29 protein-coding genes are annotated in these 22,777 nt (G+C 37.1%); 21 read left to right on the top strand and 8 right to left on the bottom strand.

What is annotated here, in order from left to right; translation table 11 throughout:
- Window positions 1-14: 14 nt before the first annotated feature.
- Window positions 15-1,121 (bottom strand): ABC transporter substrate-binding protein, encoded by a 1,107-nt coding sequence (locus AMET1_RS03220; protein ID WP_161490740.1) that lies wholly within the window; start codon window positions 1,119-1,121, stop codon window positions 15-17.
- 48 nt (window positions 1,122-1,169) lie between these two features.
- Entirely contained in the window at window positions 1,170-1,733 is a 564-nt protein-coding gene (locus AMET1_RS03215) for a flavin reductase family protein (protein WP_086637039.1), read from the bottom strand.
- 854 nt (window positions 1,734-2,587) lie between these two features.
- Between AMET1_RS03215 and AMET1_RS03210 the strand changes: the two genes are divergently transcribed.
- Window positions 2,588-3,085, top strand: coding sequence for a GNAT family N-acetyltransferase (locus AMET1_RS03210; protein WP_086637038.1), 498 nt, complete (start codon window positions 2,588-2,590; stop codon window positions 3,083-3,085).
- Window positions 3,086-3,088: 3 nt separating this feature from the next.
- Here the strand turns inward: AMET1_RS03210 and AMET1_RS03205 are convergent, their stop codons facing one another.
- Complete coding sequence (locus AMET1_RS03205; protein ID WP_236629425.1) at window positions 3,089-3,856, bottom strand: NAD+ synthase; 768 nt, start codon at window positions 3,854-3,856, stop codon at window positions 3,089-3,091.
- A gap of 98 nt (window positions 3,857-3,954) precedes the next feature.
- On the opposite strand from AMET1_RS03205, the gene AMET1_RS03200 reads away from it, so the two are divergent.
- Window positions 3,955-4,194: a hypothetical protein gene (locus AMET1_RS03200; RefSeq protein WP_086637037.1), complete on the top strand. Its 240-nt coding sequence runs from the start codon at window positions 3,955-3,957 to the stop codon at window positions 4,192-4,194.
- A gap of 95 nt (window positions 4,195-4,289) precedes the next feature.
- Here AMET1_RS03200 and AMET1_RS03195 read toward each other — a convergent pair whose 3' ends face one another.
- Window positions 4,290-5,639: an MBL fold metallo-hydrolase gene (locus AMET1_RS03195; RefSeq protein ID WP_086637370.1), complete on the bottom strand. Its 1,350-nt coding sequence runs from the start codon at window positions 5,637-5,639 to the stop codon at window positions 4,290-4,292.
- A 196-nt stretch (window positions 5,640-5,835) separates the two neighbouring features.
- Here AMET1_RS03195 and AMET1_RS03190 point away from each other — a divergent pair, with 196 nt between their 5' ends.
- Complete coding sequence (locus AMET1_RS03190; protein WP_086637036.1) at window positions 5,836-6,513, top strand: PHP domain-containing protein; 678 nt, start codon at window positions 5,836-5,838, stop codon at window positions 6,511-6,513.
- 22 nt (window positions 6,514-6,535) lie between these two features.
- Here AMET1_RS03190 and AMET1_RS03185 read toward each other — a convergent pair whose 3' ends face one another.
- Together AMET1_RS03185 and AMET1_RS08130 are read right to left on the bottom strand one after the other, a co-directional pair.
- Window positions 6,536-7,207: an HAD family hydrolase gene (locus tag AMET1_RS03185; RefSeq protein WP_086637035.1), complete on the bottom strand. Its 672-nt coding sequence runs from the start codon at window positions 7,205-7,207 to the stop codon at window positions 6,536-6,538.
- A gap of 172 nt (window positions 7,208-7,379) precedes the next feature.
- Window positions 7,380-7,649, bottom strand: coding sequence for an SWIM zinc finger family protein (locus AMET1_RS08130; RefSeq protein WP_394334877.1), 270 nt, complete (start codon window positions 7,647-7,649; stop codon window positions 7,380-7,382).
- Window positions 7,650-7,932: 283 nt separating this feature from the next.
- On the opposite strand from AMET1_RS08130, the gene AMET1_RS03175 reads away from it, so the two are divergent.
- Complete coding sequence (locus AMET1_RS03175; RefSeq protein WP_086637034.1) at window positions 7,933-8,610, top strand: small multi-drug export protein; 678 nt, start codon at window positions 7,933-7,935, stop codon at window positions 8,608-8,610.
- Between the two features lie 368 nt (window positions 8,611-8,978).
- On the opposite strand, the gene AMET1_RS03170 is transcribed toward AMET1_RS03175, so the two are convergent.
- Window positions 8,979-9,305 (bottom strand): hypothetical protein, encoded by a 327-nt coding sequence (locus AMET1_RS03170; RefSeq protein WP_086637033.1) that lies wholly within the window; start codon window positions 9,303-9,305, stop codon window positions 8,979-8,981.
- A gap of 196 nt (window positions 9,306-9,501) precedes the next feature.
- Window positions 9,502-9,675 carry a hypothetical protein gene (locus AMET1_RS07875; protein ID WP_161490737.1) on the bottom strand — a complete coding sequence of 58 codons (174 nt, stop codon included), beginning with the start codon at window positions 9,673-9,675 and terminating at the stop codon, window positions 9,502-9,504.
- Between the two features lie 120 nt (window positions 9,676-9,795).
- On the opposite strand from AMET1_RS07875, the gene AMET1_RS03165 reads away from it, so the two are divergent.
- From AMET1_RS03165 to AMET1_RS03080, 17 genes are all read left to right on the top strand, one after another.
- Complete coding sequence (locus AMET1_RS03165) at window positions 9,796-10,029, top strand: DNA-directed RNA polymerase subunit K (protein ID WP_086637032.1); 234 nt, start codon at window positions 9,796-9,798, stop codon at window positions 10,027-10,029.
- A 127-nt stretch (window positions 10,030-10,156) separates the two neighbouring features.
- Window positions 10,157-11,398 (top strand): phosphopyruvate hydratase, encoded by a 1,242-nt coding sequence (eno, locus tag AMET1_RS03160; protein ID WP_086637031.1) that lies wholly within the window; start codon window positions 10,157-10,159, stop codon window positions 11,396-11,398.
- A 20-nt stretch (window positions 11,399-11,418) separates the two neighbouring features.
- Window positions 11,419-12,039 carry a 30S ribosomal protein S2 gene (gene rpsB / locus AMET1_RS03155; protein ID WP_201721253.1) on the top strand — a complete coding sequence of 207 codons (621 nt, stop codon included), beginning with the start codon at window positions 11,419-11,421 and terminating at the stop codon, window positions 12,037-12,039.
- 253 nt (window positions 12,040-12,292) lie between these two features.
- Window positions 12,293-13,066, top strand: coding sequence for an MEMO1 family protein (locus AMET1_RS03150; protein ID WP_086637030.1), 774 nt, complete (start codon window positions 12,293-12,295; stop codon window positions 13,064-13,066).
- Between the two features lie 229 nt (window positions 13,067-13,295).
- Complete coding sequence (gene mvk, locus AMET1_RS03145; protein WP_086637029.1) at window positions 13,296-14,279, top strand: mevalonate kinase; 984 nt, start codon at window positions 13,296-13,298, stop codon at window positions 14,277-14,279.
- Complete coding sequence (locus tag AMET1_RS03140; RefSeq protein WP_086637028.1) at window positions 14,276-15,031, top strand: isopentenyl phosphate kinase; 756 nt, start codon at window positions 14,276-14,278, stop codon at window positions 15,029-15,031. Before mvk ends, AMET1_RS03140 begins: the two co-directional genes overlap by 4 nt.
- Window positions 15,032-15,263: 232 nt before the next feature.
- Window positions 15,264-16,319: a type 2 isopentenyl-diphosphate Delta-isomerase gene (gene fni / locus AMET1_RS03135; RefSeq protein ID WP_086637027.1), complete on the top strand. Its 1,056-nt coding sequence runs from the start codon at window positions 15,264-15,266 to the stop codon at window positions 16,317-16,319.
- A gap of 395 nt (window positions 16,320-16,714) precedes the next feature.
- Window positions 16,715-18,052, top strand: a complete 1,338-nt coding sequence (locus AMET1_RS03125; RefSeq protein ID WP_086637025.1) for an RNase J family beta-CASP ribonuclease — start codon at window positions 16,715-16,717, stop codon at window positions 18,050-18,052.
- 18 nt (window positions 18,053-18,070) lie between these two features.
- Window positions 18,071-19,732, top strand: coding sequence for a glutamate--tRNA ligase (locus tag AMET1_RS03120; RefSeq protein WP_086637024.1), 1,662 nt, complete (start codon window positions 18,071-18,073; stop codon window positions 19,730-19,732).
- Between the two features lie 292 nt (window positions 19,733-20,024).
- The gene (gene rpl7ae, locus AMET1_RS03115; protein ID WP_201721251.1) at window positions 20,025-20,396 is read left to right on the top strand and encodes a 50S ribosomal protein L7Ae; all 372 of its coding nucleotides are present in this window, start codon (window positions 20,025-20,027) and stop codon (window positions 20,394-20,396) included.
- Window positions 20,397-20,475: 79 nt separating this feature from the next.
- On the top strand, window positions 20,476-20,688 hold the full coding sequence (locus AMET1_RS03110; protein ID WP_086637022.1) for a 30S ribosomal protein S28e: 213 nt from the start codon (window positions 20,476-20,478) through the stop codon (window positions 20,686-20,688).
- Between the two features lie 5 nt (window positions 20,689-20,693).
- Window positions 20,694-20,867, top strand: a complete 174-nt coding sequence (locus tag AMET1_RS03105; RefSeq protein WP_086637021.1) for a 50S ribosomal protein L24e — start codon at window positions 20,694-20,696, stop codon at window positions 20,865-20,867.
- The gene (gene ndk / locus AMET1_RS03100; protein WP_086637020.1) at window positions 20,868-21,284 is read left to right on the top strand and encodes a nucleoside-diphosphate kinase; all 417 of its coding nucleotides are present in this window, start codon (window positions 20,868-20,870) and stop codon (window positions 21,282-21,284) included.
- A 73-nt stretch (window positions 21,285-21,357) separates the two neighbouring features.
- Window positions 21,358-21,714 carry a 50S ribosomal protein L18e gene (locus AMET1_RS03095; RefSeq protein ID WP_236629424.1) on the top strand — a complete coding sequence of 119 codons (357 nt, stop codon included), beginning with the start codon at window positions 21,358-21,360 and terminating at the stop codon, window positions 21,712-21,714.
- 17 nt (window positions 21,715-21,731) lie between these two features.
- On the top strand, window positions 21,732-22,145 hold the full coding sequence (locus AMET1_RS03090; protein WP_086637018.1) for a 50S ribosomal protein L13: 414 nt from the start codon (window positions 21,732-21,734) through the stop codon (window positions 22,143-22,145).
- A gap of 1 nt (window position 22,146) precedes the next feature.
- Window positions 22,147-22,548, top strand: a complete 402-nt coding sequence (locus AMET1_RS03085; protein WP_086637017.1) for a 30S ribosomal protein S9 — start codon at window positions 22,147-22,149, stop codon at window positions 22,546-22,548.
- A 10-nt stretch (window positions 22,549-22,558) separates the two neighbouring features.
- Entirely contained in the window at window positions 22,559-22,747 is a 189-nt protein-coding gene (locus tag AMET1_RS03080; RefSeq protein ID WP_394334876.1) for a DNA-directed RNA polymerase subunit N, read from the top strand.
- The last annotated feature ends 30 nt before the right edge of the window (window positions 22,748-22,777 follow it).

Raw genomic sequence — 22,777 nt, 5'->3', positions numbered from 1 at the left:
GTTGTTTTAATACTTTAGAGGGTTAATCCAGCGTCATCGAAAACCCGGATTGACATAAATTCTTGCATTGTGCCCTCACCAGGTGTGGCGTAAACCGCATCTTCTATATCTGCAAAATCTTCGACCTCGTCAATTCCTTCTTTAGCGACAATAGCGGAGCCTTCAGCGTTTACTCCAGCAAAAATACCGATTTCACAGCCTGGTGTGTTAACTCTATGTATCAATGCGGGTGTTGTTCCTAAATATCCAACATCGATGTCGTTATCGCCGAAACCATTTCTCATTAATTCAGCGCCATTTGGATATTCCTTTGTCTCCACAGATAATCCGAGATCGTCGAACCAACCTTTCTCAGCCGATACTATATACGAAAGTTGATGTAAATCGTATTCTAGATACCCAACATTTATTTCATAATCCAATGCACCACCGGTTTCTTCGACAACATCTTCAATAGATAGATCGATGTTTTCAATTGCCCATTCAACATAATCTTTTTCTAAAATATCCTCTGCATATTCTTCAGCATCTTCATAGCCAACTTCATCCCACCGTGAAAGATCAAAGATCTGGTACTCTACGAGGTCATTGATATACTGTTCAGTTCCTTCTTTGTTCAAATCATAATCGAACTTGATAGGTCCAAACGCTTTCTCAACAACCTCCATATCTCTATCAGTGAAACTTTGAGCTAACTCAAGAAGTTCTTCATGTTCTTCAGAATCTTCATCAAGGGCGTTGTTTATCCACCGGGTAGCTTTAACTTGACTCCAAGCAAGCCGTTTTAAGATATTTTCCCGATCATCTACGTCTTGATCGAGCCATTCTTTTCCATAAGCCATCACACAACATGGATGATTCTCCCAAATCTCACCACTCTCTATAATGATGTTTCCATAACCTGCAACCGCAGCTTCAGCGTTGAAAGGCTCCCAAGCCATAAAACCATCAATACTCCCCATCCCTAGTTCTTCAACCATCTCAGATGGGGTTCTAGTAACTAAACGGACATCGGTTTCAGGGATGATTCCATCTATACAACCTCCAACAGCAGCTACAGCAGCAACTCCACCCGTCAATTTAATAAAATCTCTTCTAGACAGTTTCTGTAATCTCTTCAATTTAAACCACTCCAAAAACTCATACCATTTTTTGTTAAACTAAACTAGTTAATTACGTTCAATCTCTGTTATATCTCTGGCTACAGCGAACTCTTCTCCAGATATATGGCCTACAGCACCATATTTCTCCAATGCAATACGATCGTTTTTTACCGCGTCTTCATTGGCTGTAATGTTCACAACCTCACCAACCAATAAGAGGTGATCCCCAATTTCATATTCACCATAGTATTCACATTCAATGTTAACAGCAGCTTCTGCAACGCTAGGTGACTTAATTTTCTCTGAACTTTTTGTGTTCAAACCTGCTAAATCAAACTCACTTTCACCATGAGGTAATGACTCACCAGTTTTAATTCCCTCAACCATCCAGTCTTCAGTTAATGGTGTTACTACAAAATCACCGATATCTCTAGCGTTGACTATGGTGTCTTTACCTTCACCAACACCAATTACAATCAACGGTGGGTTAAAAGATAAAGGCGTTAGAAAACTGTAGGGCGCTAAATTACTGTTCCCATCACTATCAACAGTTGATATGCACACCGTAGGTCGAGGAGATATCAATCCATAATATTTATCTACATCTATATTCACAACATAATCCTCCATATAAGGCTTAACAATAAATAATCGATAATTGATTAAAAACCTTTAACACTAAATATTAAGATTGAAAATATTTATTTTATTCTATGAAAAATTCCTTTATCTGTTTTTTTAGACAAAAAAATGAGTTCACTTAACCTCATTATGTTTTTTCATTACAGAAGTACGAAGAGAAAACAACGTACTTTAAGGCAAGAAGATGTCAAAATAAAACATTTCAATACTCTTGATTATATTTGACTAAATAAAGAACGTTAAAACTAAAATACAATATAACATTAAAAATTGTTTCTAAAAACCTTGTTAAACAACCATTTAGTTAATTAAAACAAACATTTTGTTGAAAAAATTTAATCATGAATTTTTAAACCGAAAAATAGAATTAAAAGGCAATTAGAAAAATGAATATGTTGGATATAGTAAATAGTTTAAGGAAAATATGTTTATAAGGAGATATTTAATTTACAAAATAGAGTATGGAATACACATAACCAATATATATTGAAGCTTAGATTGATTAGATTTAAAATCATCTTAAAACAGGGCTAAGACCCCTCTTCCTTTAGGGAGGGGATACAGGCCCGATAGATATAATAGCCATAGATAATGATTGTTTAAATAGCAGTAGACTATTGCTTGACCAAAACGTGTCCACAAAACATGCCACAAAACATGTCCACAAAACAACAAGTATGGACTAAAAAAGGCAGGTATAGGTATGCTTGAAACCAAATTGGGAATGGAGAGTAGTTTTGGTGTGGCAACACCATAGAGAATAAGGTTGGCTGGACCAACAACCTTCTCTGGAACACTCCGTCCATTTAGGTCGGAGAGAATGTCACTAGGTTTGATATGCGATGGGAAAAGGGATAAGTATAGGAAATTCTGAATCTACTTCAGTTAGTAAAGAGGAATTTGTTTCGGAGTTAGAGGTTGTTAGGGCTGGAATAAAGGAACTACTTCCGGCTTGGAGAATTAAAGAGAAATGCAATCAAAAATCGGGTATGTTAAGACAGGATTTCCTAACTTTCTCCGCGGATTTCAGTGCCAATGAAGTATACGTCGCAAAACTAAATGGTTTCGTGATAGGTTTTATAATTTTTAGACGGAATGGATATATTTCAATATTCGGCGTACATCCTGAGTACACAAGAATGGGTGTTGGATCCACATTGATAGATAAGGTCAAAAAAGAGCTCTCTGAAGTATGGTGTCATGTTAGAATAACCAATAAAACAGCAATCAGATTCTACAAAGCAGTAGGTTTCGAGAAATCAAAGGTAGTTGAGAACTACTATTCAAATGGTGATAACGCTATAGTGATGACCTGTAAAACAAAAAATAATGGAGTATAGTGTCTATAGCCTGCAGATTGGAGGCATATTTCTTTTGTGAACAGTATTTTTATGCATCTTCAACACTTTTTTAACTAAATCGACGTTTATATCGCTTGAAATAGCTATATCATTTATTGAACGACCTTCTTCGACTCCATAAATAATTTTATCAAGCGTATTATAATCCATACCTATCTCATTTTTATCTGTCTGTCCACTCCATAGACCAGCGGTTGGTTCTTTTTTAATTATGTTTTCAGGAACCTCTAAATACCTGGCCAACTGCCTTACCTGTGTTTTATATAGGTCTCCAATTGGCCTTATATCTGCAGCTCCATCACCATATTTAGTGAAATACCCTATATACCACTCGCTTTTGTTACCTGTACCCATAACAAGCATGTTATTTATATTTGAGTGGTAATATAACAAGGACATTCTGGTTCGCGCGACTAAATTGCCTTTGGCGAGTTTATCCTGTCTCCAGACATCTTTCGGTATAGAAGAGGATATAGAGTCCAAGATTTCGTGCAACACAATCTCTTTAAACCTAATGTCTATATCTCGAGCAATCTTTTTTGCATCAATGTTACTAGATATAACTGGTAAAGAAATTCCTAAGACATCTAAATCATCTAGTCTAGAGCATAGATATGCTACTACGGTTGAATCAAGGCCACCACTTAAACCAATAACTACACCAGTACATCCAGATTTCTTAACTTCTTTTTCTATAAAATCTATTATTTTTCCAGTCACATACTCTGGTGAAATCTCCGGAATAACCATTTCAAACCGAATATTATCCGTAAACTTATAAATCTTTGTAAAAAACACCGAAACATATTTAGGTTATACCTACCCACTGGTTGAATGAGGTGTATATTTTGGGAGAAAAATTAGAGGAACTGGATATAGAGAAGGAAAGTGGATGGCTCTACTACGCTAAAAATGTAGATGGTACGCTTAGTGTATTTCGGTCAAAAATGAATCGTGGTGGCGGAAAGATGGATAACCCGGAGAGAGAAGAGATAAAAAACACAGATATAGAGCCAGACTACAGCAAATATATTTATTATATAGATGGGAATGGAGATCTAGCAAGGGCAGAAAGGAAAAACGCATAAAAACGTTAATCCTCAAACCCCCAACATTTTTATTTTAAAAACCATTTCAGACATATTATAAACCTAAAAATCACTACGACACAGTTTTAATAGGTTTATAAAATATCCATAGTTCTAGAAGACCAGCCAGCAAGCCCACCCAACACTACATTTAACTTACTAAAACCATTCTTTTTTAAAATACTTGCAGCCGTCATCGACCGAATGCCACTACCACAGAAAATAAAAACCTCACCATCCTTTGGAACTCGATTTAAATTATTAGGAAGTTCCTCCAACTCGGTATGGATTGAATCCTCAATCACACCTTTACTCTTCAACTCTCCTTGACTTCTAACATCCAATATATACTCAACATCCCCGGTATCAATCAACCTACATAGCTCATGAACAGTTAAAGTATCAATCGATTCAGTTAGGAACCCCGAAGTATGCCAATCCAATACTCCGCCAGCCAGATATCCCTGAATGTTATCAAAACCCAATCTCACAAGCTTTTCAACATCACTACAAACATCCTTTGTAACCAATAAAACAGGTTCCTCATAGTTTAAAAACCAACCTGCAAAACGAGATACGTTGTTGGACATAATTGAAAGAGAACCATCTATATGAGCAGATCCAAATTCCAACTCACTTCTCGTATCGAGTATTTGAGAGCCATTTAAACGCTCCCTAAACTCTTTTGACCCAAGGGGAGTTGGAGTTGGCAGTCGTTTCAATACAGGTGGATTTAAATTAATTTCCTCCATTCTACTAAAATAAGGTGGCTTTTTAAGCATCCTACTCGCCTTATCAATAAATTCATCTTTATCTTCAACCTGAAGCATTGGATTCCTCTGCTTTTCGATACCTATAGTTGTCCAATCTCTCTCAGAAATAGACGCACCACATGCAGAACCCGCTCCATGTGCAGGACAGACAATAACCCCATCACCTAAAGGCAACAACTTATCAAAAATCGAATCATAAAGAATCCCAGACATCTCCTCAACCATCTCAAAACCCAAAAAATCGGTTCGGCCAACATCACCAGCTAATAAAACATCCCCAGAAAAAACAACCCACGGCTCACTATCATGATCATACAACAAATAACTAATACTACCAGGAGTATGTCCAGGAGTTTTAATTGCCTTAATCAAAAGATCTCCAACCCAAAACTCATCACCTTCAACCACATCACGACCATATCGATAATTTAACTGACTATCTGCATGAAAAACAGTAGCATCACAACGATCAAAAATCTCTCTAGACCCAACAACATAATCCTCATTACGATGAGTCTCAAGAACAAACTTAATTCTAGAATCATACTCAAGACATAAATCAAAATAAACAGACACATCTCGCCTAGGGTCTATAACAACAGCTTCTCCTCCATCTCCAACAACATATGAATAATGCGCCAAACCCTCAGAAACTATTCTTTCAAAAAACATCAATAAATATGTATAAATAAACAACATAAAAACTATTCCCACAAACTAAACTAAAAAACACAAAAACTAACAAAAAAATTAAAGTGAAGTGTTCTAGAGTATTCAATTCAAAAAAAGTATATTGTTGAACTATTCAAGACAATTTTAACTTAAATTTAGTAGAGATATCGAGATATTTTATACCAATATGTATTAGGTGAGAGATATTAGAATAGACTTTCATGTGCACTCAGAGTATTCAGAGGATGCTGCAGGAACAATTGAGGAAATTATCGAGTCTGCAGAAAAACAAGAACTCGATGCGATAGCGATTACCGACCACGATCGGATTGAAGGAAATCTTGAAGGCCAGAAGTTATGTGAAAACAAAGACCTCATAGTGATTCCAGGGGTTGAAGTTACAACAAAAGATGGACACCTAATTGTTTTAGGAATAAATGAAACTATAGAGCCGGGTTTATCCGTAGAAAAAACGATTGAAATAGCTAAAAAAGAAAATGCATTCATTATAGTTCCACATTTATTCCACAGATATAGACATGGGATTGGTAAGAAAATAGATAAACTTAAAGATAAAGTTGATGCAATTGAAGTCTACAACTCGAGGTATGTAACCGGTATAGCTAATGCTAGAGCTAAAAGATATACAAAGAAGAATGGGATTGCAGTTGTAGCAGGAAGCGATTCTCATATTCCAGAGATGGTAGGTCGTGGAGTCACTAAATTAGATTGTGATAAATCTATAGAGAGTATATTTGAAGCAGTTAAATCTGGAGAGACAGAAATAGAGTTGATAAAAACACCATTATCCCTTTTCTTAAAACAAGCTTCAGGTTCATTTTTAAGAGAAATAGCTAGAAGAATCAGTAGGTAAAAAAACTATACCTTATTTTATTTTATTTATTTTTTTGGGGGACTCCCTTTACGTTGAATTTTTTTAGGTATGATGGTTTTGTCAAATCTCTTAAGTTGTCTATTCTGTTCTCTTTTTCATTCTCAGTATACCTATCTAGATGTAAAGCGTTTATTCCTATTTTTCTGGGAACTTCAAAGTCATGTTCTCTATTATCTCCAATATGAAGAATTTCACTTGGATCTACATCTAAATCCCGACAAACCAACCTATATGTCTCAACATCATCTTTAACCCTATCAAAATCGGAAACTGAACTATAGACAGAATCAAAGTAGTTAGGTATCCTACCTACCTGAGTTTCAAGAATTTCTCTAGGTGAATTAGAAACAACTATCAAATAAAAATCATCCGAAAGACCGATTAAAGCATCTCTAGCATCACCATACAACGAAACCTCATGACTTATATCTTGAATCACATCTCTAGGAGATTTTTTAAGCCCAAAACGATCGAACCAATATTTAGGTAGATACCACCTAACATCGCTTGGACCAACTTCCCTATAACTATCCTTAACCTCCTTAACAGCTAAATCCAATCCAATAGAATGTTTTTCCGCATACAACCTTGGGATTTCTTGAAACCAAAACCTCTTTAAAATATCAACCCGGAATAAAGTTCCATCAGCATCAAAAGAAATTATCCTAACCATAAACTACCAACCATATCAAGTATATAATTAACCTGATTTACCAAATTAATGTACCCACAAACCCAACAAAAAACAAACATATATTTTCCACATTAAAAACATAAACCTATAGATTTTGTATTTTTATCTTGATTTAGACATAAAAAATCTCCTATTTAGATAAAGGAGGGTTTTACAGCAGGTCTTTGATTTCGTGGTACCAAGCGTCTATTTCGTTGTAAATACCTGTTTTTTTTGCTATTTTGACTGCAAGTGCGTGCCAACAATAGTCTATGTCGGATTTTATTGAAGATACTTCGTATAAATAATCTTCGCAATCGCAAAAGGATTCGTTTATGACGATGTGGTCTTGACTACCTACAACAACCCAGAAATCCCTATATTTTTTAACAGAGTTCTTTCTAACTCCTTGAACTGCTTTTTCACCCCTCTTACCATATATCTCGATGATATCATTTTCAATATCGGATATATCTTTTTCCCCAGTGATTTAATCCATCTCCAAGAACAGACCCAATAAAACTAGATTTATAAAGACAAAGGTTTTTTGACTCAACACACCAAACCCCTACAACCAAAACACCCAACCTAAACAACAAACCATAAAAAATTCAACTATAAACCTAAATTAAGTTCCTACCGATTAAAGTAACTACTTATAAACTATTTATATTAATAACACTATTTAACTCCCTATTCAAGTATATAATGCAGCAGTGTTTTAGATGGGTCGTTTGGAAAAACTAATTAATTTGTTTTGGAGTTTTCAGGATAGGTTGGAAGACCCCCAATTTTGGGTGTTATTGTTTAAATTTACATTTCCCTTCGCCATTGCAACTGTATACATAGCATTTGTTTATGTTTTTCTAGAATGGGAGAAGGTCTATCCAGTTATGGCAGCATATTTATTCCCTCCTTTAGGTAAAGAGTCTGTTATACCAGCTGGAATTGCTGCAGGTCTTCATCCAATAGTTGTCGCTGGATCGGTAGCGTTTGTAGAAGCAGTAGTTGGATTATTTATAGTCTGGAACTTCGATTTAGCTAAAAAAATACCATTGGTCGGTGGATATATAAGGCTAATTGAATCCAGGGGAGAGAAGATTCTGCAAAAAAGAAATTGGATACGGCGTTTCGCATTCACAGGCCTAATAGTGGTTGTAATGATACCTTTCCAAGGTTCAGGGGCTGTAAGTGCATCAATTATCGGTAGGATAATAGGAATGAAACCTAGAAACGTCTGGTTAGCAATACTATTAGGTGGGTTAATAGGCAGCTTCATGATAGCATATTTCGCTGACACAATATTCCAAATGTTAATAATCGACCAATATGCCGGAATAATACTAATAATCGCATTCATTACCCTAATTTCATATCTATACAAAAAATACTCGAAAAAATGAAAATAAAAAAAAACATTCGTATTCTAAAAGGGAACAGCGAGAGTTCCACCGGCCACCCGACCTGTGGTTGTTTGCGTATAGGTTGTTTGCGTATATAATCCCTTTTAAAACATCTTCCCGTTAATGTTAAATTTTTTTCCACTATGCAACCTTAAAGACATATAGATACGGCTCCATGTTTTAAAAGGAAAGAAATTCAGTTCGTTTGTTAATGCAAAACGCTATAAACATTTTTCTACAATGGAGAGGTCAATATCTTCTTCACGATTAAATCAACTTCCAAGGTTCAGTCCATTTTTAACCACTACCACCATAGATTAAAGATTAATTGTATAGATTTAGCCGTGTCATAGATTTTAGATAGTATTTCATCCTTTTTTATCGTAATACATCGTTGAAAGTATAAAAACGATTATCATTAATGTAAAGGTCAATGCATATCCAGATATTAAGAGTTCCGGTACATCAACTAATACAACGTAGGGTGTGAAGGTAGCGAATATAATCAATGCGACTACAAATGCATTTCTAGTTGACCTATTGAGGTCTACTTGAGCTGGTTTAGAGTATCTAAATGAAACGAGTCCAAAAAATCCTAAGAACCCGTAGTAGGCCAAATTATCTGTTAGAAAACCTAGTATTCCTAAGAAGCCTAATAGCCATAAATATTTGTACCAATCTTTTAGTTCAACCATGTTTGTAACTCCTTTTCATCTTAAATGACGATTAAGATACTTATTTCTGTTTATTATTTATTTAGGTGTTTTTAATGGTTTAGCGCTTCCAGTAGTTTATTTGTAGGCAGGTTTTTCTTAGGTATGATGTTCCTAACTGTTTTTTTGGATCCACAAACTGACTCACTTCCAGATCGATTTTGAGGCTATAGAGAAATTATCCTTCCTCCCAACTAGTATTTAGATCGTTTGATATTGCTTTGACCATTTGTTTGGTAGCTTCATTGAAAGCTTGATCGACCCTTTTATGTGAAACTATAATGCTTGTTTTGATTTCAGTTTCAATAACAGGCCATTCAATCGGGGTTTGTTTTATTAATTTGGTTTTCAATTTAACTTCTGCTTTTATGTTTTTTTGGTGGAGGAGCTGTTTCTGTATGGAAAGGTTTTTATTGTTATAGGTGTAACTATTTTGGCTGAATGTTTTGTTTTTTTGTGAGGTGTCATCGTTTTGAAATACACGAAGTTTGAAAAAGCTAGGGTTATTGGGGCTAGAGCTCTACAGATATCTTTGGGAGCGCCAGTTCTTACAGAGGCTGATGAACAGATGGAGTCGATTGATATAGCTAGAAAGGAGCTTGAGGAAGGTGTGATTCCTCTTACGGTGCGCGATAAGACTAAGAAACGTAATCATTATTTTGGTAGTTTAGATGAATATATGGAGGGCCAGAAAGGCTCAGCTTAATTTTCTCTCCATTTCATCTTTATTTGTTTTTTGCAGTATGTTTATGTATTTTTGATTTAGTACAAAAGAGTTAATTTATTTCAGGCGTTATGGTTATGGAGAAAAGTCAGGAGCAGGATCAAGCAACATGAAGGGCGAAATAAAAGACATTCGAACTCGGAAACTATTGAACAGTCGTGGTGAGGAGACTATTGAGGTGGAAGTTGATTTAGGTGGGGTTGTAGGTAGGTTTTCTTCTCCAAGTGGTGCGAGTGTCGGTGAACATGAAGCGGTTGCTTTACCAGAAGGTGGAGTAGACAAGTCGATGGATTTAATCGATAATGAAGTTAAACCCCGGTTGTTAGGTCGAGACCCTACCGAGCAATTTGAAATTGATTCGTTATTGAAGGAAATCGATGGTACTGAAAACTTCAGCCGTTTAGGCAGTAACGCCTCGACAGCTGTGTCTATAGCTACGGCTAAAGCGGCTGCTAAGAATGAAGGAATGTTTTTATATGAATATATATCTGTTTTAACAGGCTCTAATCCAAGTATTCCATTACCACTGGGCAATATAATCGAGGGTGGTGAACACGCCGGTGAAGGAGCAACTGAGATTCAAGAGTTTTTAACCATTCCAGTTAATCCACCATCAGGTCAGCAAGCTGTTTTCGCAAATGCACTAGTTCACCATGAAGTTGGTAGGATATTATCTAAAGAAATTCCTAGTTTTGGTGGTGGAAAAGGAGATGAGTTAGGGTGGGTGGCTCCTTTAACTACTGAAGCAGCTCTAGAAATTCTACAGAAAGCGATAGGCAAAATCAGCGATAAAGTTGGTTTTGAAATCAAGACGTCTCTTGATGTCGCGGCAAGCGAGATGTGGGATGGATCAGTATACAAATATAGAAGAGATAACGATCGAGATACCGAAAGCCAAATAGAGTTCATAACCCAATTAATAAATGATTACGACCTTTATTATGTTGAGGACCCATTAGATGAAAATGACTTCGAAGGTTTCAGTAAGCTAACCAAGAAAATCGGTGACAAATCCTTGATCTGTGGAGACGATATATTCACAACGAACAAAGAAAGAATACAAAGAGGAATGGAGATTGGAGCTGCAAACACGGTTTTAATCAAACCAAACCAGATCGGCACATTAAAAGATACATTAAAAGCAATAGAAGTTGCTGAAAAAAACAACTGCTACACAGCCGTTTCACATAGATCCGGAGAAACAACAGATTCTGCAATAGCCCACATAGCTGTAGCATGCTCCGAAATAATAAAAACAGGAGCTATAGGTGGCGAGAGAACCGCCAAACTAAATGAATTGATTAGAATTGAAGAAAATGGAAACATACCAGTAGCAATAACTGGAGACTAAAAAATACATGAGGTGTTAAATTGGAAACCCAAGACATATTAGAAGAAACAGAAACATTGATTCCTACTGAAGATTACTTTAAAACAGGAGTGCACATCGGTACACAGAACAAATCAAGAGACATGGAAGACTTTATATACCAAGCCAGAGATGACGGTCTGTACATATTTGATATAGAAAAAACAGACCAAAGAATAAAAACCGCAGCAAACTTCCTATCGATGTTCGACCCAGAAAAAATAATCGCAGTATCAGCAAGAGAATACGGAAAAAGACCAGCAGAAATGTTTGCAAAAATAGTAGGTGGAAAAGCAATAGTAGACCGAATGATACCCGGAACACTCACAAACCCCAACCTAGAAGTCTACACAGAACCAGAGGTAGTCGTAGCAACAGACCCAATAGGGGATCAACAAGCCCTAAACGAAGCAAACACATCAGGAATACCAGTAATAGCATTATGCGACACAAACAACATGGTCTCAAACGTAGACCTCGTAATACCTGTAAACAACAAAGGACGAAAATCACTCGCAATGGTATACTGGCTACTAGCAAGAGAAACAGTAAAAAGCCAAGGAAGACTAAGCGAACAAGACAAATTCAAATACGAACCAGCAGACTTCGAAACAGAAATCTAAAAAAAACAAAAACAGTTTTTATAAAAAAACCACCACGGGCCACAAACCCGTGGGAAATCAAAACCCCTAAATACTATGAACCCAAAGCTAGTTAGCTGAACAGGCAGTTAGATAAGGTAGATTGTTTAAAGTTCCTATTTTTCAACCAATGATCAAACAAACATTGCATAAAATGTTTCTATCTTTAAAATGAGTTTTGTTTTTTTGTGTATGGAAAAATCTTTGTTGTTGCAGTTCATAGTTTTTAATCGGTATGAGAAAACCAGCAGTTTCCGGTACTTTTTATCCATCTTCTAAGGATGGATTGATCGATTTTATCGAAGGCATTATCAAGCCTGATTTAAAGAATGCATCTATAGTTATATCTCCACACGCAGGAATTAGATATTCAGGTAAGGTTGCTGGTAAAGCGATTTCTTGTTTGAAGGAAGCAGATACCTACATAATTATAGGGCCTGACCATCATGGTCGTGGAGCTGCTTTATCACTTTCAAGAGAAAACTGGAAAACTCCCTTAGGTGATGTAGAGGTTGATACCGATATTGGGGACCAACTGATGGATATTGCGGTTTACGACTCGATTGCACATGAACAAGAACATTCAATAGAAGTTCAAATTCCATTTCTCCAGTACTACCATGAAGATTTTAGTATACTTCCAATATCTATGGGTTTGCAGGATAAGGAGACCGTTGTTGAGATAGCTGATAAACTAGTCGATATACTGGAAAACAATGATGTAGCTTTGGTTTGTAGCAGTGATTTCACACATTATGAATCTAAAAGTTCTGCACAAAAAAAGGATAAAAAAGCCATTGATCAAATATTGAAACAAGATACAACTGAGTTCTATAAAACGATACGAAAAGAGAACATATCAATATGTGGATATGGACCTATAGCAACAGCAATGGAGATTGCAAAAGCTAAAAAAATGCAGGGAAACCTAATCGAATACACCACCAGTGCAGAAACAACTGGAGACGAAACCCAGGTAGTAGGGTATGCGGCGATAGCATTCAAATAATAACAGTTTTTTATCAATTTTTATCGATTTTTATATTTATTTTAGTTATGTTGAATTGCATCGTTCTCTCATTTTTTTGGGTGGTGGATAGAACCTATTTTTAATTAGCATTAAGTGTTTAAGGGATTAAGCGTTTATAGTATAATTTTTTGTTCGATATTGTTATAATTTCAAAAAAATAATATAGAGGTATCTTTTACAAATAGGGTGGTTTAAACACTGTGGTTTTATGATTAGGTGTTCTGCTCCAGGAAAAATATATTTATTTGGTGAACATGCGGTAGTTTATGGTGAACCTGCGTTAGCTTGTGCTATAGATAAACGGGTAACTGTTGAAGTTATTGAAAGAAGTGATGGTTTAATTAAGATTTCTTCAAACGACCTTTTTTTTAAGGATGTGTCTGTTGAGATAGCTGGTGATGGTGAGGTTGAATTAAGTCCTGGTGAAAGAACGTTAAAACCACTACATTATGTTTTCGAGGTTATAAGTGAGATTCAATCAATTTATGATGGAGATATTAGTGGTGAGATTGGTTTTGATATGGATATAAAAACTGACCTACCTATTGGTGGAGGTTTAGGGTCTTCTGCAGCTGTGACCATCGCTTCAATAAAAACTCTTTCTACCTTACTTGATTTAGATCTTGATCTTGAAGAGATAGCTGAGATTGGATATAAAGTTGAGATGAATGTTCAGAAAAGAGCCAGTCCTTGTGACACGTTTACTTCGAGTATGGGTGGGCTAACTTGGGTAGAAACTGGTGAAAAATTGGAGAAAATAAGGTCGTTAGACCTTCCAGTAGTTATAGGAGATACTGGAAAAGAAGGTCCAACAGGTGTTTTGGTTGAGAAGGTTAGTCGTCTTAAAGAAGATTACCCAAGTGTTATAGAGCCCGTGATAAACTCTATAGGTGAGATAACGTATCAAGGGCTTCAAAAGCTGGATGATAATGATTATAGTGGGTTAGGTAGGTTGATGAATGTGAATCATGGGTTGTTAGATTGTTTAGGAGTTGGTACTGAGGATTTAAATCAAATCGCTTATGTTGCACGTAATGCTGGTGCGTGGGGAGCGAAAACAACAGGTGCAGGAGGCGGTGGATGTGTGATAGCTATTGGAGAAGACCCTGATAAAATTGCAACCGCCATTGAAGCAAATGGATTTAAAGCATACAAAACTAAGATAACAGAAAACGGGGTTCTTCGAGAATGAAGTTGTTGAAGATTGGTGGAAGCATAATTACCAATAAAGATCGATATAAATCTATCAATAAAAAGAATGTAAAAAGGATCGCAAATGAAATCTCTGAATTTCCCAACGGGCTTGTTTTGGTTCATGGAGCAGGTTCATACGGCCATCCAATTGTAAAAAAACATGGCCTAAATAAAATAGGTGAGGATAGGTTTGTAGGTGGGTGGAATGAAAGATTGATTGCATTTGAAGAGGTCAGAAGGTCGGTCAAAGAGCTTAATAGTTTTTTTGTAAACACTCTAAATGATAAAGGCGTTCCAACCACAACGATCCATCCATCTTCTTTTGTTATTACTGAGAAAAGTGATATAAAGGAGTTTCAGTTAGAAACTCTCGAATTAGCCTATCAACAAAAATCTGTACCAATACTGCATGGAGATATGGTAATGGACACTGAGTATGGTGGGGCAGTCCTCTCTGGTGACAAAATAATATCTTTTATAGCTAAAAACAGTAAAATAGAGGTAGATAGAGTGGGTATGGCGACAAACACACCTGTAATCAACGATAAAGGTGAAAAAATCATGTATTTTAGAGAAAAACATAAAAAATACCTAAATGAATCCGATTCAATAGATGTAACAGGTGGGATGAAGAATAAAGTTCAAGAACTTATAGAACTGAAAAAACCAGCATACATATTCGATGCAACAAAACCAGGAGCCATCCTAGATTTCCTTAAAGGCCGGAAAGTTGGAACCGAGATCAAGTAGTTTTCGATGTTTTTTGTACAAAAGTAAATTATTGTTTAAAGTCATATATACAGGGAAGCTTGTTAGTAGGTCTTAAAATTAAAATATATTTGAAGACAATTAACCTAAACACGGATTAGATTTCTGTTAAATCAACTCCATACAGGGTCAACTAAAAAATCTATGAATGTTTAAAATATTATCTAAGTTATCGAGAAGACACCTTCCTAAATCTTGATATCTATAGAGGTCAATGATGAAAATAACAGATAGAAAACTAGAACATCTCTATGTTAGTAAAAAGTATGATGTTGAGTCCAGTGCTACTGGTTTTGAAGATGTTTCTCTTTTGCATAGAGCGTTACCTGAGGTTGATAAGGATTCAGTAGATACAACTACAGTTTTTTTAGGTAAAGAACTTGATTTTCCATTTGTAATACCAGCGATAACTGGAGGACATCCTAAATTGAGGGATGTTAACCGTCGACTTGCTTTGGCTGCTGAGAGATTGAATGTAGGAATCGGTGTTGGTAGTCAAAGAGCAGCTATAGAGGATGGTTCGTTAGCAGGTTCATTGGAAGTTGTAGCTGAATCTGCTCCAAACGCTCTTAAAATAGCTAATTTAGGGGCTCCTCAACTAGTAGAGGGATATGGTGTTGATGAAGCAAACCAAGCTATAGACATGATCGATGCAGATGTATTTTGTATACACCTTAATTTTCTGCAAGAAGCTATTCAGTTAGAAGGGGATACCGATAGTGATGGAGTTATAAACTCTATAGAAAAACTCTCCAACGAACTCGATATCCCTGTGATGGTTAAAGAAACCGGTGCTGGTATATCAAGACCTGTAGGTAGGTTGCTTGAAGACGCAGGTGTTGATGCAATAGATGTAGCAGGGCTTGGAGGAACAGATTGGACAATAATTGAAAGCATAAGAGCTAGAAATGAAGGGAATCGGTTCAAAGAAAGTTTAGGTCAAACTTTCAGTGGCTGGGGTATACCAACCGTTTCAAGTTTACTTGAGTTAGATGTGGATATACCGGTTATGGCCAGCGGTGGAGTTAGATCTGGAATAGATATCGCCAAAAGTATAGCTTTAGATGCAGATGTAGCTGGAGTGGCATTGCCTTTAGTGAAACCAGCAACTGAAAACATAGATCAAGTAACAAACTACCTAAACAGATTAAAAGAAGAATTAAAAATAGCGATGTTCTTAACAGGCTCTAAAAACATTTCAGAGCTCAAAGAAACACCAATAGTGATTACAGGTAAAACCAGAGAATGGAAGGAATCAAGATCACTATAACAGCAAATAAAAAAACCCTAATTGGGTTACAAATTGCAGCTAGAAAACACTATCTGATTTGCTTTAGTTGTAGTGTTGATTACACCACTAAACATCTTTATAAAACTCTAGAAAAGATTTTAGGTGTTTATAAAATAACAACTTTAGTAAAACAGTAATACGAAATAAAAACAATCTTAGAGATTTAATTATCTAAAAAACATTTAACAAGTCACGATAAATATGAAAAAACCTTTATATTTGATTTAAAAAGAAATAAAAGTTTTTAGATAGATTTTTAATAAAAAATTAGTCAGAAGTGATGATAACTACCCAGAATTGAAATAAAAAGCAATGAAGGGTTTTCTAAAAAAATTGACCAAAACGAAATAAAAAACAATAAAGGAGATAAAAACATGGATATAGGAATTAAAGCAGTTGGAGGATACGAAGAAGTTGGAAAAAACATGACTGCCGTTCGAGTAGGAAACGAAATGGTAATCTTTGACATGGGTCTAAACCTCGACAGAGTTCAGATACACGAAGAAACCCAGACAGAGAGAATGCACTCACTCGACCTAATAGATATAGGCGCGATCCCAGATGACACAATCCTTAACAGCTTCAACGGCAACGTAGTAGGCATAGTATGTTCACACGGCCATCTAGACCACGTCGGAGCAATATCAAAACTAGCACACAGATACGACGCACCAATAATAGCAACCCCATTCACAGCCGAAATAATAAAAAAAGAAATCCGATCCGAAGTAAAATTCAAAGTAGACAACCCGGTCTACGAACTAGAATCCGGACAACACTACCTACTCAGCCCAGACATAGAACTCGAATTCATTAGAACCCAACACAGCATACCAGATTGTGTACTACCAGTGATACACACCCCAAAAGGAGCTATACTATACGGACTAGACTTCAAACTCGACAGAAGGCCAGTTCTCGGAGAAGAAACAGACGTAAAACGACTCAAAGAACTAAGCGACGAAAACGTAGTAGCAGCAATAGTAGATTCAACAAACATACAAGACGAAGGAAAAACACCCTCCGAATCAATCGCCCGAGAAATGGTTTGGGACACCCTACACGAAGCAGAAAACGAAGACGTAGGCGTATTCGTAACCACATTTTCCTCACACATAGCAAGAATCAAATCAATAGTAGAAGCCGCAGAAGAAATGAACAGAAGACCAGTCCTACTAGGAAGGTCGATGGAAAGATACACAGGAACCGCCGAAGAGATGGGGATAGTAACACTACCCGACAACGTAGGTATATACGGAAGCCCACAAGGAAGAGACCAAATACTAAGAAAAATCAAAAAAGAAGGTCGAGAAAACTACCTAATCATCTGCACAGGCCACCAAGGAGAGCCAGGAGCAACTCTAACAAGACTGGCAGACGGCACACTACCGCTCAAAATAAAAGAAAGAGACCACATAGTATTCTCAGCAAAAGTAATACCAAACCCCTTAACAAGAGCAAACAGATACTCACTAGAAACCAAACTAAACATGCAAGGCGCCAGACTCTTCAAAAACGTACACGTATCAGGTCACGGCTCAAAACAAGACAACTACGACCTAATCGACATGGTTCAACCCGACCACATAATCCCGGCACACGGAGACCTAAACCTGAACAGTGCATATGCAGAACTAGCTGAAAGCATGGGATATTGCTTCAGCGAAGACGTACACATACTCAGAAACGGCCAAGAACTAGTTTTAGGATAAAAACCCTGGTGGACTGAAATGGAAAAAGAAATCAAAAAATACACACTTGCAAACGCATTAGACTATGACGGGGAAGCAAACACTGGAGCCGTTATGAGCAAGGTCATGGGTGAACGTGAAGACCTCAGAAACCAGGCAAAAGAAGTAAAAAAAACAGTCCAAAAAATCGTTAAAGAAATCAACCAGATGTCAATAGAAGAACAACGAAAAAAACTACAAGAAATCGCTCCAGAAATGCTCCAAGAAGAAGAAATAAAAGAAGAACAAGCCCTACCCGACCTCCCAGGTAACACAGACAAAGTGAGAATGAGGTTCGCACCAAACCCAAGCGGACCCCTACACCTAGGGCACGCAAGAGCAGCGATACTGAACGACGAATACGTAGAAAAATACAACGGAAAATTTATACTAAGAATCGAAGACACAGACCCAAAAAGAGTATACCCACCAGCATACGAAATGATAGAAGAAGACATACAATACCTAGAGATCGATGTAGACGAAAAAATCATCCAAGGCGAGAGAATAGAAACATACTACGAATACGCAGAACAACTAATCGAAATGAACAAAGCATACGTATGCAGATGTCCAGCGGAACAATTCCGTAAACTCAAGAAAAAAGGAATAGCCTGCGAATGCAGAGACCAAACCCCAGAAAAAAACCTTGAACTCTGGAACAAAATGCTCGAAGGCAGATACAAAGAAGGAGAGGTCGCAGTTCGAATAAAAACACACCTCAACCATCCAGACCCAGCAATAAGAGAATGGCCAGCATTCAGAGTAGTAGACCAAAAACACCCAGTATACGGAGACAGATACAATGCATACCCACTAATGAACTTCTCAGTCGCCATCGATGACCACCTAATGAACATATCCCACATAATCAGAGGCAAAGACCACATACCAAACAAAATAAGACAAGAATTCATTTTCGATTACTTCAACTGGGAAAAACCAGAATACATACACCACGGCACACTCTCAATAGAAGGAGTCGAACTATCAACAAGAAACATAAAAAAAGGAATAGATGAAGGAAAATACACAGGCTGGAACGACACAAGACTAGGCACATTAAAAGCACTCAAAAAAAGAGGCATACAACCCAAAGCAATCAGAGAATCAATGAAAGCACTAGGAGTATCTGAAGTAAACTCAAAATTCAGTTGGACCACCCTATACGCAGAAAACAGAAAAATAATAGACAAAAAAGCAGACAGATATTTCTTCGTACCAAACCCAACAGAGATAAAAATAGAAAACGCAGAACAATACACCGCAACACCACCCATACATCCAGACAGAGAAGAAACCAGACAGATAAACGTACCAAAAAACCCAAAAATACTAATACCTCAAAAAGACGCAGACAAAATGCAAAAAGACGACATAATACGGCTAAAAGACCTATACAACATAAAAATAACGGGCCAAGGAACCGCAAAATACATTGGAAACAGCCTAAAAGTACTGCAAGAAGGCGCCCAAATAATACAATGGACAACACAAGACAACATACCAATCAAAATAGATAAACAAGGAAAAACAGAAAAAGGCGTTGCAGAAAAAACAATAAAAAAACTAAAACCAAACCAAACCATACAGTTTGAAAGATACGGATTCGTAAGAATAGACCAAAAAAACCCATACAAAGCATGTTACGCACATCGATAACCAACCAATAAAACAAAAAACACCCAACACCACCGAAAGAAGTATATATTTCTGGAGATATGAGTTGTGTGGATCGGTTAAAGCAACCTAAATCCTTTTCCATTAACTTGATCCTTATTCTAAGGTCCTCTGGGCAAAAACAAAAATAGCCCAAATAAGTTAATAGGCAAAAGGTTCAATAAGGTTGAAAGTGCATTTTTGTCGGCGCCATACCAAATCTATCTCGGTACGGCGACGAAAATGTAAGCAACCGATGAATTATGATGACAATTTGTCTAAAGGAGGTAATCTAATGTCCAAGGTATATGTTAAATTTGATGTTCCACAAGAGATATCCGACAAAGCGTTAGAAGCAGTAGAAATAGCAAAGAACACAGGAAAGATTTCTAAAGGCACAAACGAAGTAACCAAATCGCTAGAAAGCGGTTTATCCGAGCTAGCAGTAATAGCAGAAGACGTAGAGCCAGAAGAGATAGTAGCACACCTACCAATACTGGCAGAAGAAAACGAAGTACCATTCGTATACGTATCAAGCCAAAACGACCTCGGAGCAGCAGCAGGTCTAAACAACGTAGCTTCAGCATCCGTAGCAATAGTAGACAGTGGTGAAGCCAAAGACCTAATAAAAGAAATTTCAGAAAAAACAGACGAACTCAAGGAATAAAACAAAACACCACATCCCGGCAAAAAAACCGGACGTAACGAATAAATAAAAAACAAAACACAAAAAATATTTGATAAAAATGACGGATGACCAAGCAACACCCGCAGAGGTTATAGAGGTCCTTGAAAGAACCGGCATGCACGGAGAAGCAGTACAAGTAAAATGCCGGATCCTAAGAGACAACAACAAGGGCCGAATAATCACTCGGAACGTAATGGGACCAGTCCGAGAAGGCGACATACTAATGCTAATCGACACATCCAGAGAAGCAAAAGACATATCAGCAAGGTGATAAAGTTGGTAAAAGACCGAGAATGCAGTTTCTGTAACGACTCAATACCACCTGGACGAGGCAAGATGCACATACAGAACTCAGGTCGAGTATACTACTTCTGCTCCTCAAAATGCGAGAAAAACATGGTAAAGCTAGGTAGAAAATCAAAAGACACAGAGTGGGCAGCCGGTGATTAAATGCGAACATTCCTAGCCGTAAAACCAGATGGAGTAAAGAGAGGACTCGTCGGCGAAGTAATCAAAAGAATCGAAGACAAAAACCTGAAAATAGTCGGCCTCAAAATGATATGGCTCGACAGAGAAAAAGCAGAAAAACATTACGAAGAACACAAAAACAAAGACTTCTTCAACGAACTAATAGAATACATAACGTCAAAACCCATAGTAGCCATGGCAATAGAAGGTCAAAACGCAGTCTCAGTAACAAGAAACCTAATAGGAGCCACAGACCCCAGCGAAGCCAAACCCGGCACAATAAGAGGCGATTATGGATTAGAAATCAGCGAAAACATAGTGCATGCAGCAGACTCCCCAGAAAACGCAGAAAGAGAACTAAACCTATATTTCAACGAAAAAGAACTCCAAGAATACTAAAAACAAAAACCCGGGTCAATCCCGAACCAAAAAACGGGAAATCCGGAATAAAAAACACTATCAAGATGATATTATGATTAAAAACAAAAATCCAAGTATCTTAAACCTAATAGAAGAACTTAAAAAGAAATCAAGAGAAAACGAAACCAAAATCTGGAGAGACATAGCTAAAAGACTAGAAAAACCCCAAAAAAGCTACGCAGAAGTCAACCTAAGCAAAATAGAAAGACACGCCGAAAACGGAGAACAAATAATAGTCCCAGGAAAAGTCCTAGGAGCAGGAAAAATAAACAAAGAACTAACAATCGCCGCAATCAAATTCTCCCAAACAGCAAAAGAAAAACTCGAAAGAGCCGGAGCCAAACCGATAACAATCACAGAACTGATGGAACAAAACCCCTCCGGAACAGAAATAAAAATCATAAAATAAACAACGAGGTGAACAAAATGAAAATCATAGATGCCGATGGCGCAATACTAGGAAGACTCGCAACAGAAGTATCACAAAGAGCATTAGACGGAGAAGAAATCATCATAGTCAACGCAGAAAAAATAGCAGTAACAGGAAACAAAGAACAAATCTACCAAAAATACAAAGAAAGATACGACAGAGGAAGCAAAGACTGGGGACCACACTACCCAAGAACACCAGACAGAATCGTCAAAAGAACAATAAAAAGCATGCTCCCCAAAAAACCCAGCGGTAAAAAAGCACTAAAAAACATCGAAGTAAACATGGGAATACCAGTAGAATACGAAAACACCGAATTCAATAACCTCGAAATCAAATACATAAACGAATTAAGAGGAAACAACTACTTAAGAATAGAAGACATCAGCAAATACCTAGGTTGGTCTTAAAATGGATAAAATTGTACAATCAAGCGGAAAAAGAAAAAACGCAATAGCTAGAGCAACCCTCAAAGAAGGTGAGGGAAAAGTATACCTAAACCACAAACCACTCGAAATAATAGAACCCGAACTAAGAAGACTAAGAATACAAGAACCACTACTAATAGCAGGCGAAAAAGCCGAAAACATAGACATAAAAATCAAAGTAGAAGGCGGAGGAATCTCCGGCCAAGCAGACGCAGCAAAAACAGCAATAGCAAAAGGACTAGTAAAATACACAGAAGACGACGAACTAAAACAAGCATTCCTAGAAAGAGACAGAAGCTTCCTAATAGACGACCCAAGACAAAAAGAAAGAAAGAAAGCCGGTGGAAGAGGAGCAAGAGCCCGAAGACAAAAATCATACAGGTGAACACCAAATGATGATACCAGTCAGATGCTTCACCTGCGGAAAAGTCATAGCAAGCTCATGGGAAGAATTCAAAGAAAGAAGAGAAAACAACGAAGACCCAGGAGAAATACTCGACGACCTCAACATAGAACGATACTGCTGCCGACGCATATTCATCGCACACCAAGACCTAATAGACGAAATCGCCCCCTACCACTAAAAAACCCACCAAAAAACAACAGAACCCAAC

The organism is Methanonatronarchaeum thermophilum (genome assembly GCF_002153915.1).
GTDB classification, from domain to species: Archaea; Halobacteriota; Methanonatronarchaeia; order Methanonatronarchaeales; family Methanonatronarchaeaceae; genus Methanonatronarchaeum; species Methanonatronarchaeum thermophilum.
The sequence above is the reverse complement of the archived record's forward strand: the minus strand, read 5'-3'. Positions and strand labels throughout refer to the sequence as shown.

Excerpts from the sequence above, each read along its gene's own strand:
- AMET1_RS03185 (WP_086637035.1), bottom strand. The coding sequence starts at position 7,207 with ATGGTTAGGATAATTTCTTTTGATGCTGATGGAACTTTATTCCGGGTT.
- AMET1_RS03175 (WP_086637034.1), top strand. The coding sequence starts at position 7,933 with ATGGGTCGTTTGGAAAAACTAATTAATTTGTTTTGGAGTTTTCAGGAT.
- ndk (WP_086637020.1), top strand. The coding sequence starts at position 20,868 with ATGCGAACATTCCTAGCCGTAAAACCAGATGGAGTAAAGAGAGGACTC.
- mvk (WP_086637029.1), top strand. The coding sequence starts at position 13,296 with ATGATTAGGTGTTCTGCTCCAGGAAAAATATATTTATTTGGTGAACAT.
- AMET1_RS03210 (WP_086637038.1), top strand. The coding sequence starts at position 2,588 with ATGGGAAAAGGGATAAGTATAGGAAATTCTGAATCTACTTCAGTTAGT.
- AMET1_RS03140 (WP_086637028.1), top strand. The coding sequence starts at position 14,276 with ATGAAGTTGTTGAAGATTGGTGGAAGCATAATTACCAATAAAGATCGA.
- eno (WP_086637031.1), top strand. The coding sequence starts at position 10,157 with ATGAAGGGCGAAATAAAAGACATTCGAACTCGGAAACTATTGAACAGT.
- fni (WP_086637027.1), top strand. The coding sequence starts at position 15,264 with ATGATGAAAATAACAGATAGAAAACTAGAACATCTCTATGTTAGTAAA.
- rpl7ae (WP_201721251.1), top strand. The coding sequence starts at position 20,025 with ATGTCCAAGGTATATGTTAAATTTGATGTTCCACAAGAGATATCCGAC.
- AMET1_RS03085 (WP_086637017.1), top strand. The coding sequence starts at position 22,147 with ATGGATAAAATTGTACAATCAAGCGGAAAAAGAAAAAACGCAATAGCT.
- AMET1_RS03215 (WP_086637039.1), bottom strand. The coding sequence starts at position 1,733 with ATGGAGGATTATGTTGTGAATATAGATGTAGATAAATATTATGGATTG.
- AMET1_RS03170 (WP_086637033.1), bottom strand. The coding sequence starts at position 9,305 with ATGGTTGAACTAAAAGATTGGTACAAATATTTATGGCTATTAGGCTTC.
- AMET1_RS03090 (WP_086637018.1), top strand. The coding sequence starts at position 21,732 with ATGAAAATCATAGATGCCGATGGCGCAATACTAGGAAGACTCGCAACA.
- AMET1_RS03150 (WP_086637030.1), top strand. The coding sequence starts at position 12,293 with ATGAGAAAACCAGCAGTTTCCGGTACTTTTTATCCATCTTCTAAGGAT.
- AMET1_RS03205 (WP_236629425.1), bottom strand. The coding sequence starts at position 3,856 with ATGGTTATTCCGGAGATTTCACCAGAGTATGTGACTGGAAAAATAATA.
- AMET1_RS03195 (WP_086637370.1), bottom strand. The coding sequence starts at position 5,639 with ATGTTTTTTGAAAGAATAGTTTCTGAGGGTTTGGCGCATTATTCATAT.
- AMET1_RS03080 (WP_394334876.1), top strand. The coding sequence starts at position 22,559 with ATGATACCAGTCAGATGCTTCACCTGCGGAAAAGTCATAGCAAGCTCA.
- AMET1_RS03125 (WP_086637025.1), top strand. The coding sequence starts at position 16,715 with ATGGATATAGGAATTAAAGCAGTTGGAGGATACGAAGAAGTTGGAAAA.
- AMET1_RS03120 (WP_086637024.1), top strand. The coding sequence starts at position 18,071 with ATGGAAAAAGAAATCAAAAAATACACACTTGCAAACGCATTAGACTAT.
- AMET1_RS03095 (WP_236629424.1), top strand. The coding sequence starts at position 21,358 with ATGATTAAAAACAAAAATCCAAGTATCTTAAACCTAATAGAAGAACTT.
- AMET1_RS03110 (WP_086637022.1), top strand. The coding sequence starts at position 20,476 with ATGACGGATGACCAAGCAACACCCGCAGAGGTTATAGAGGTCCTTGAA.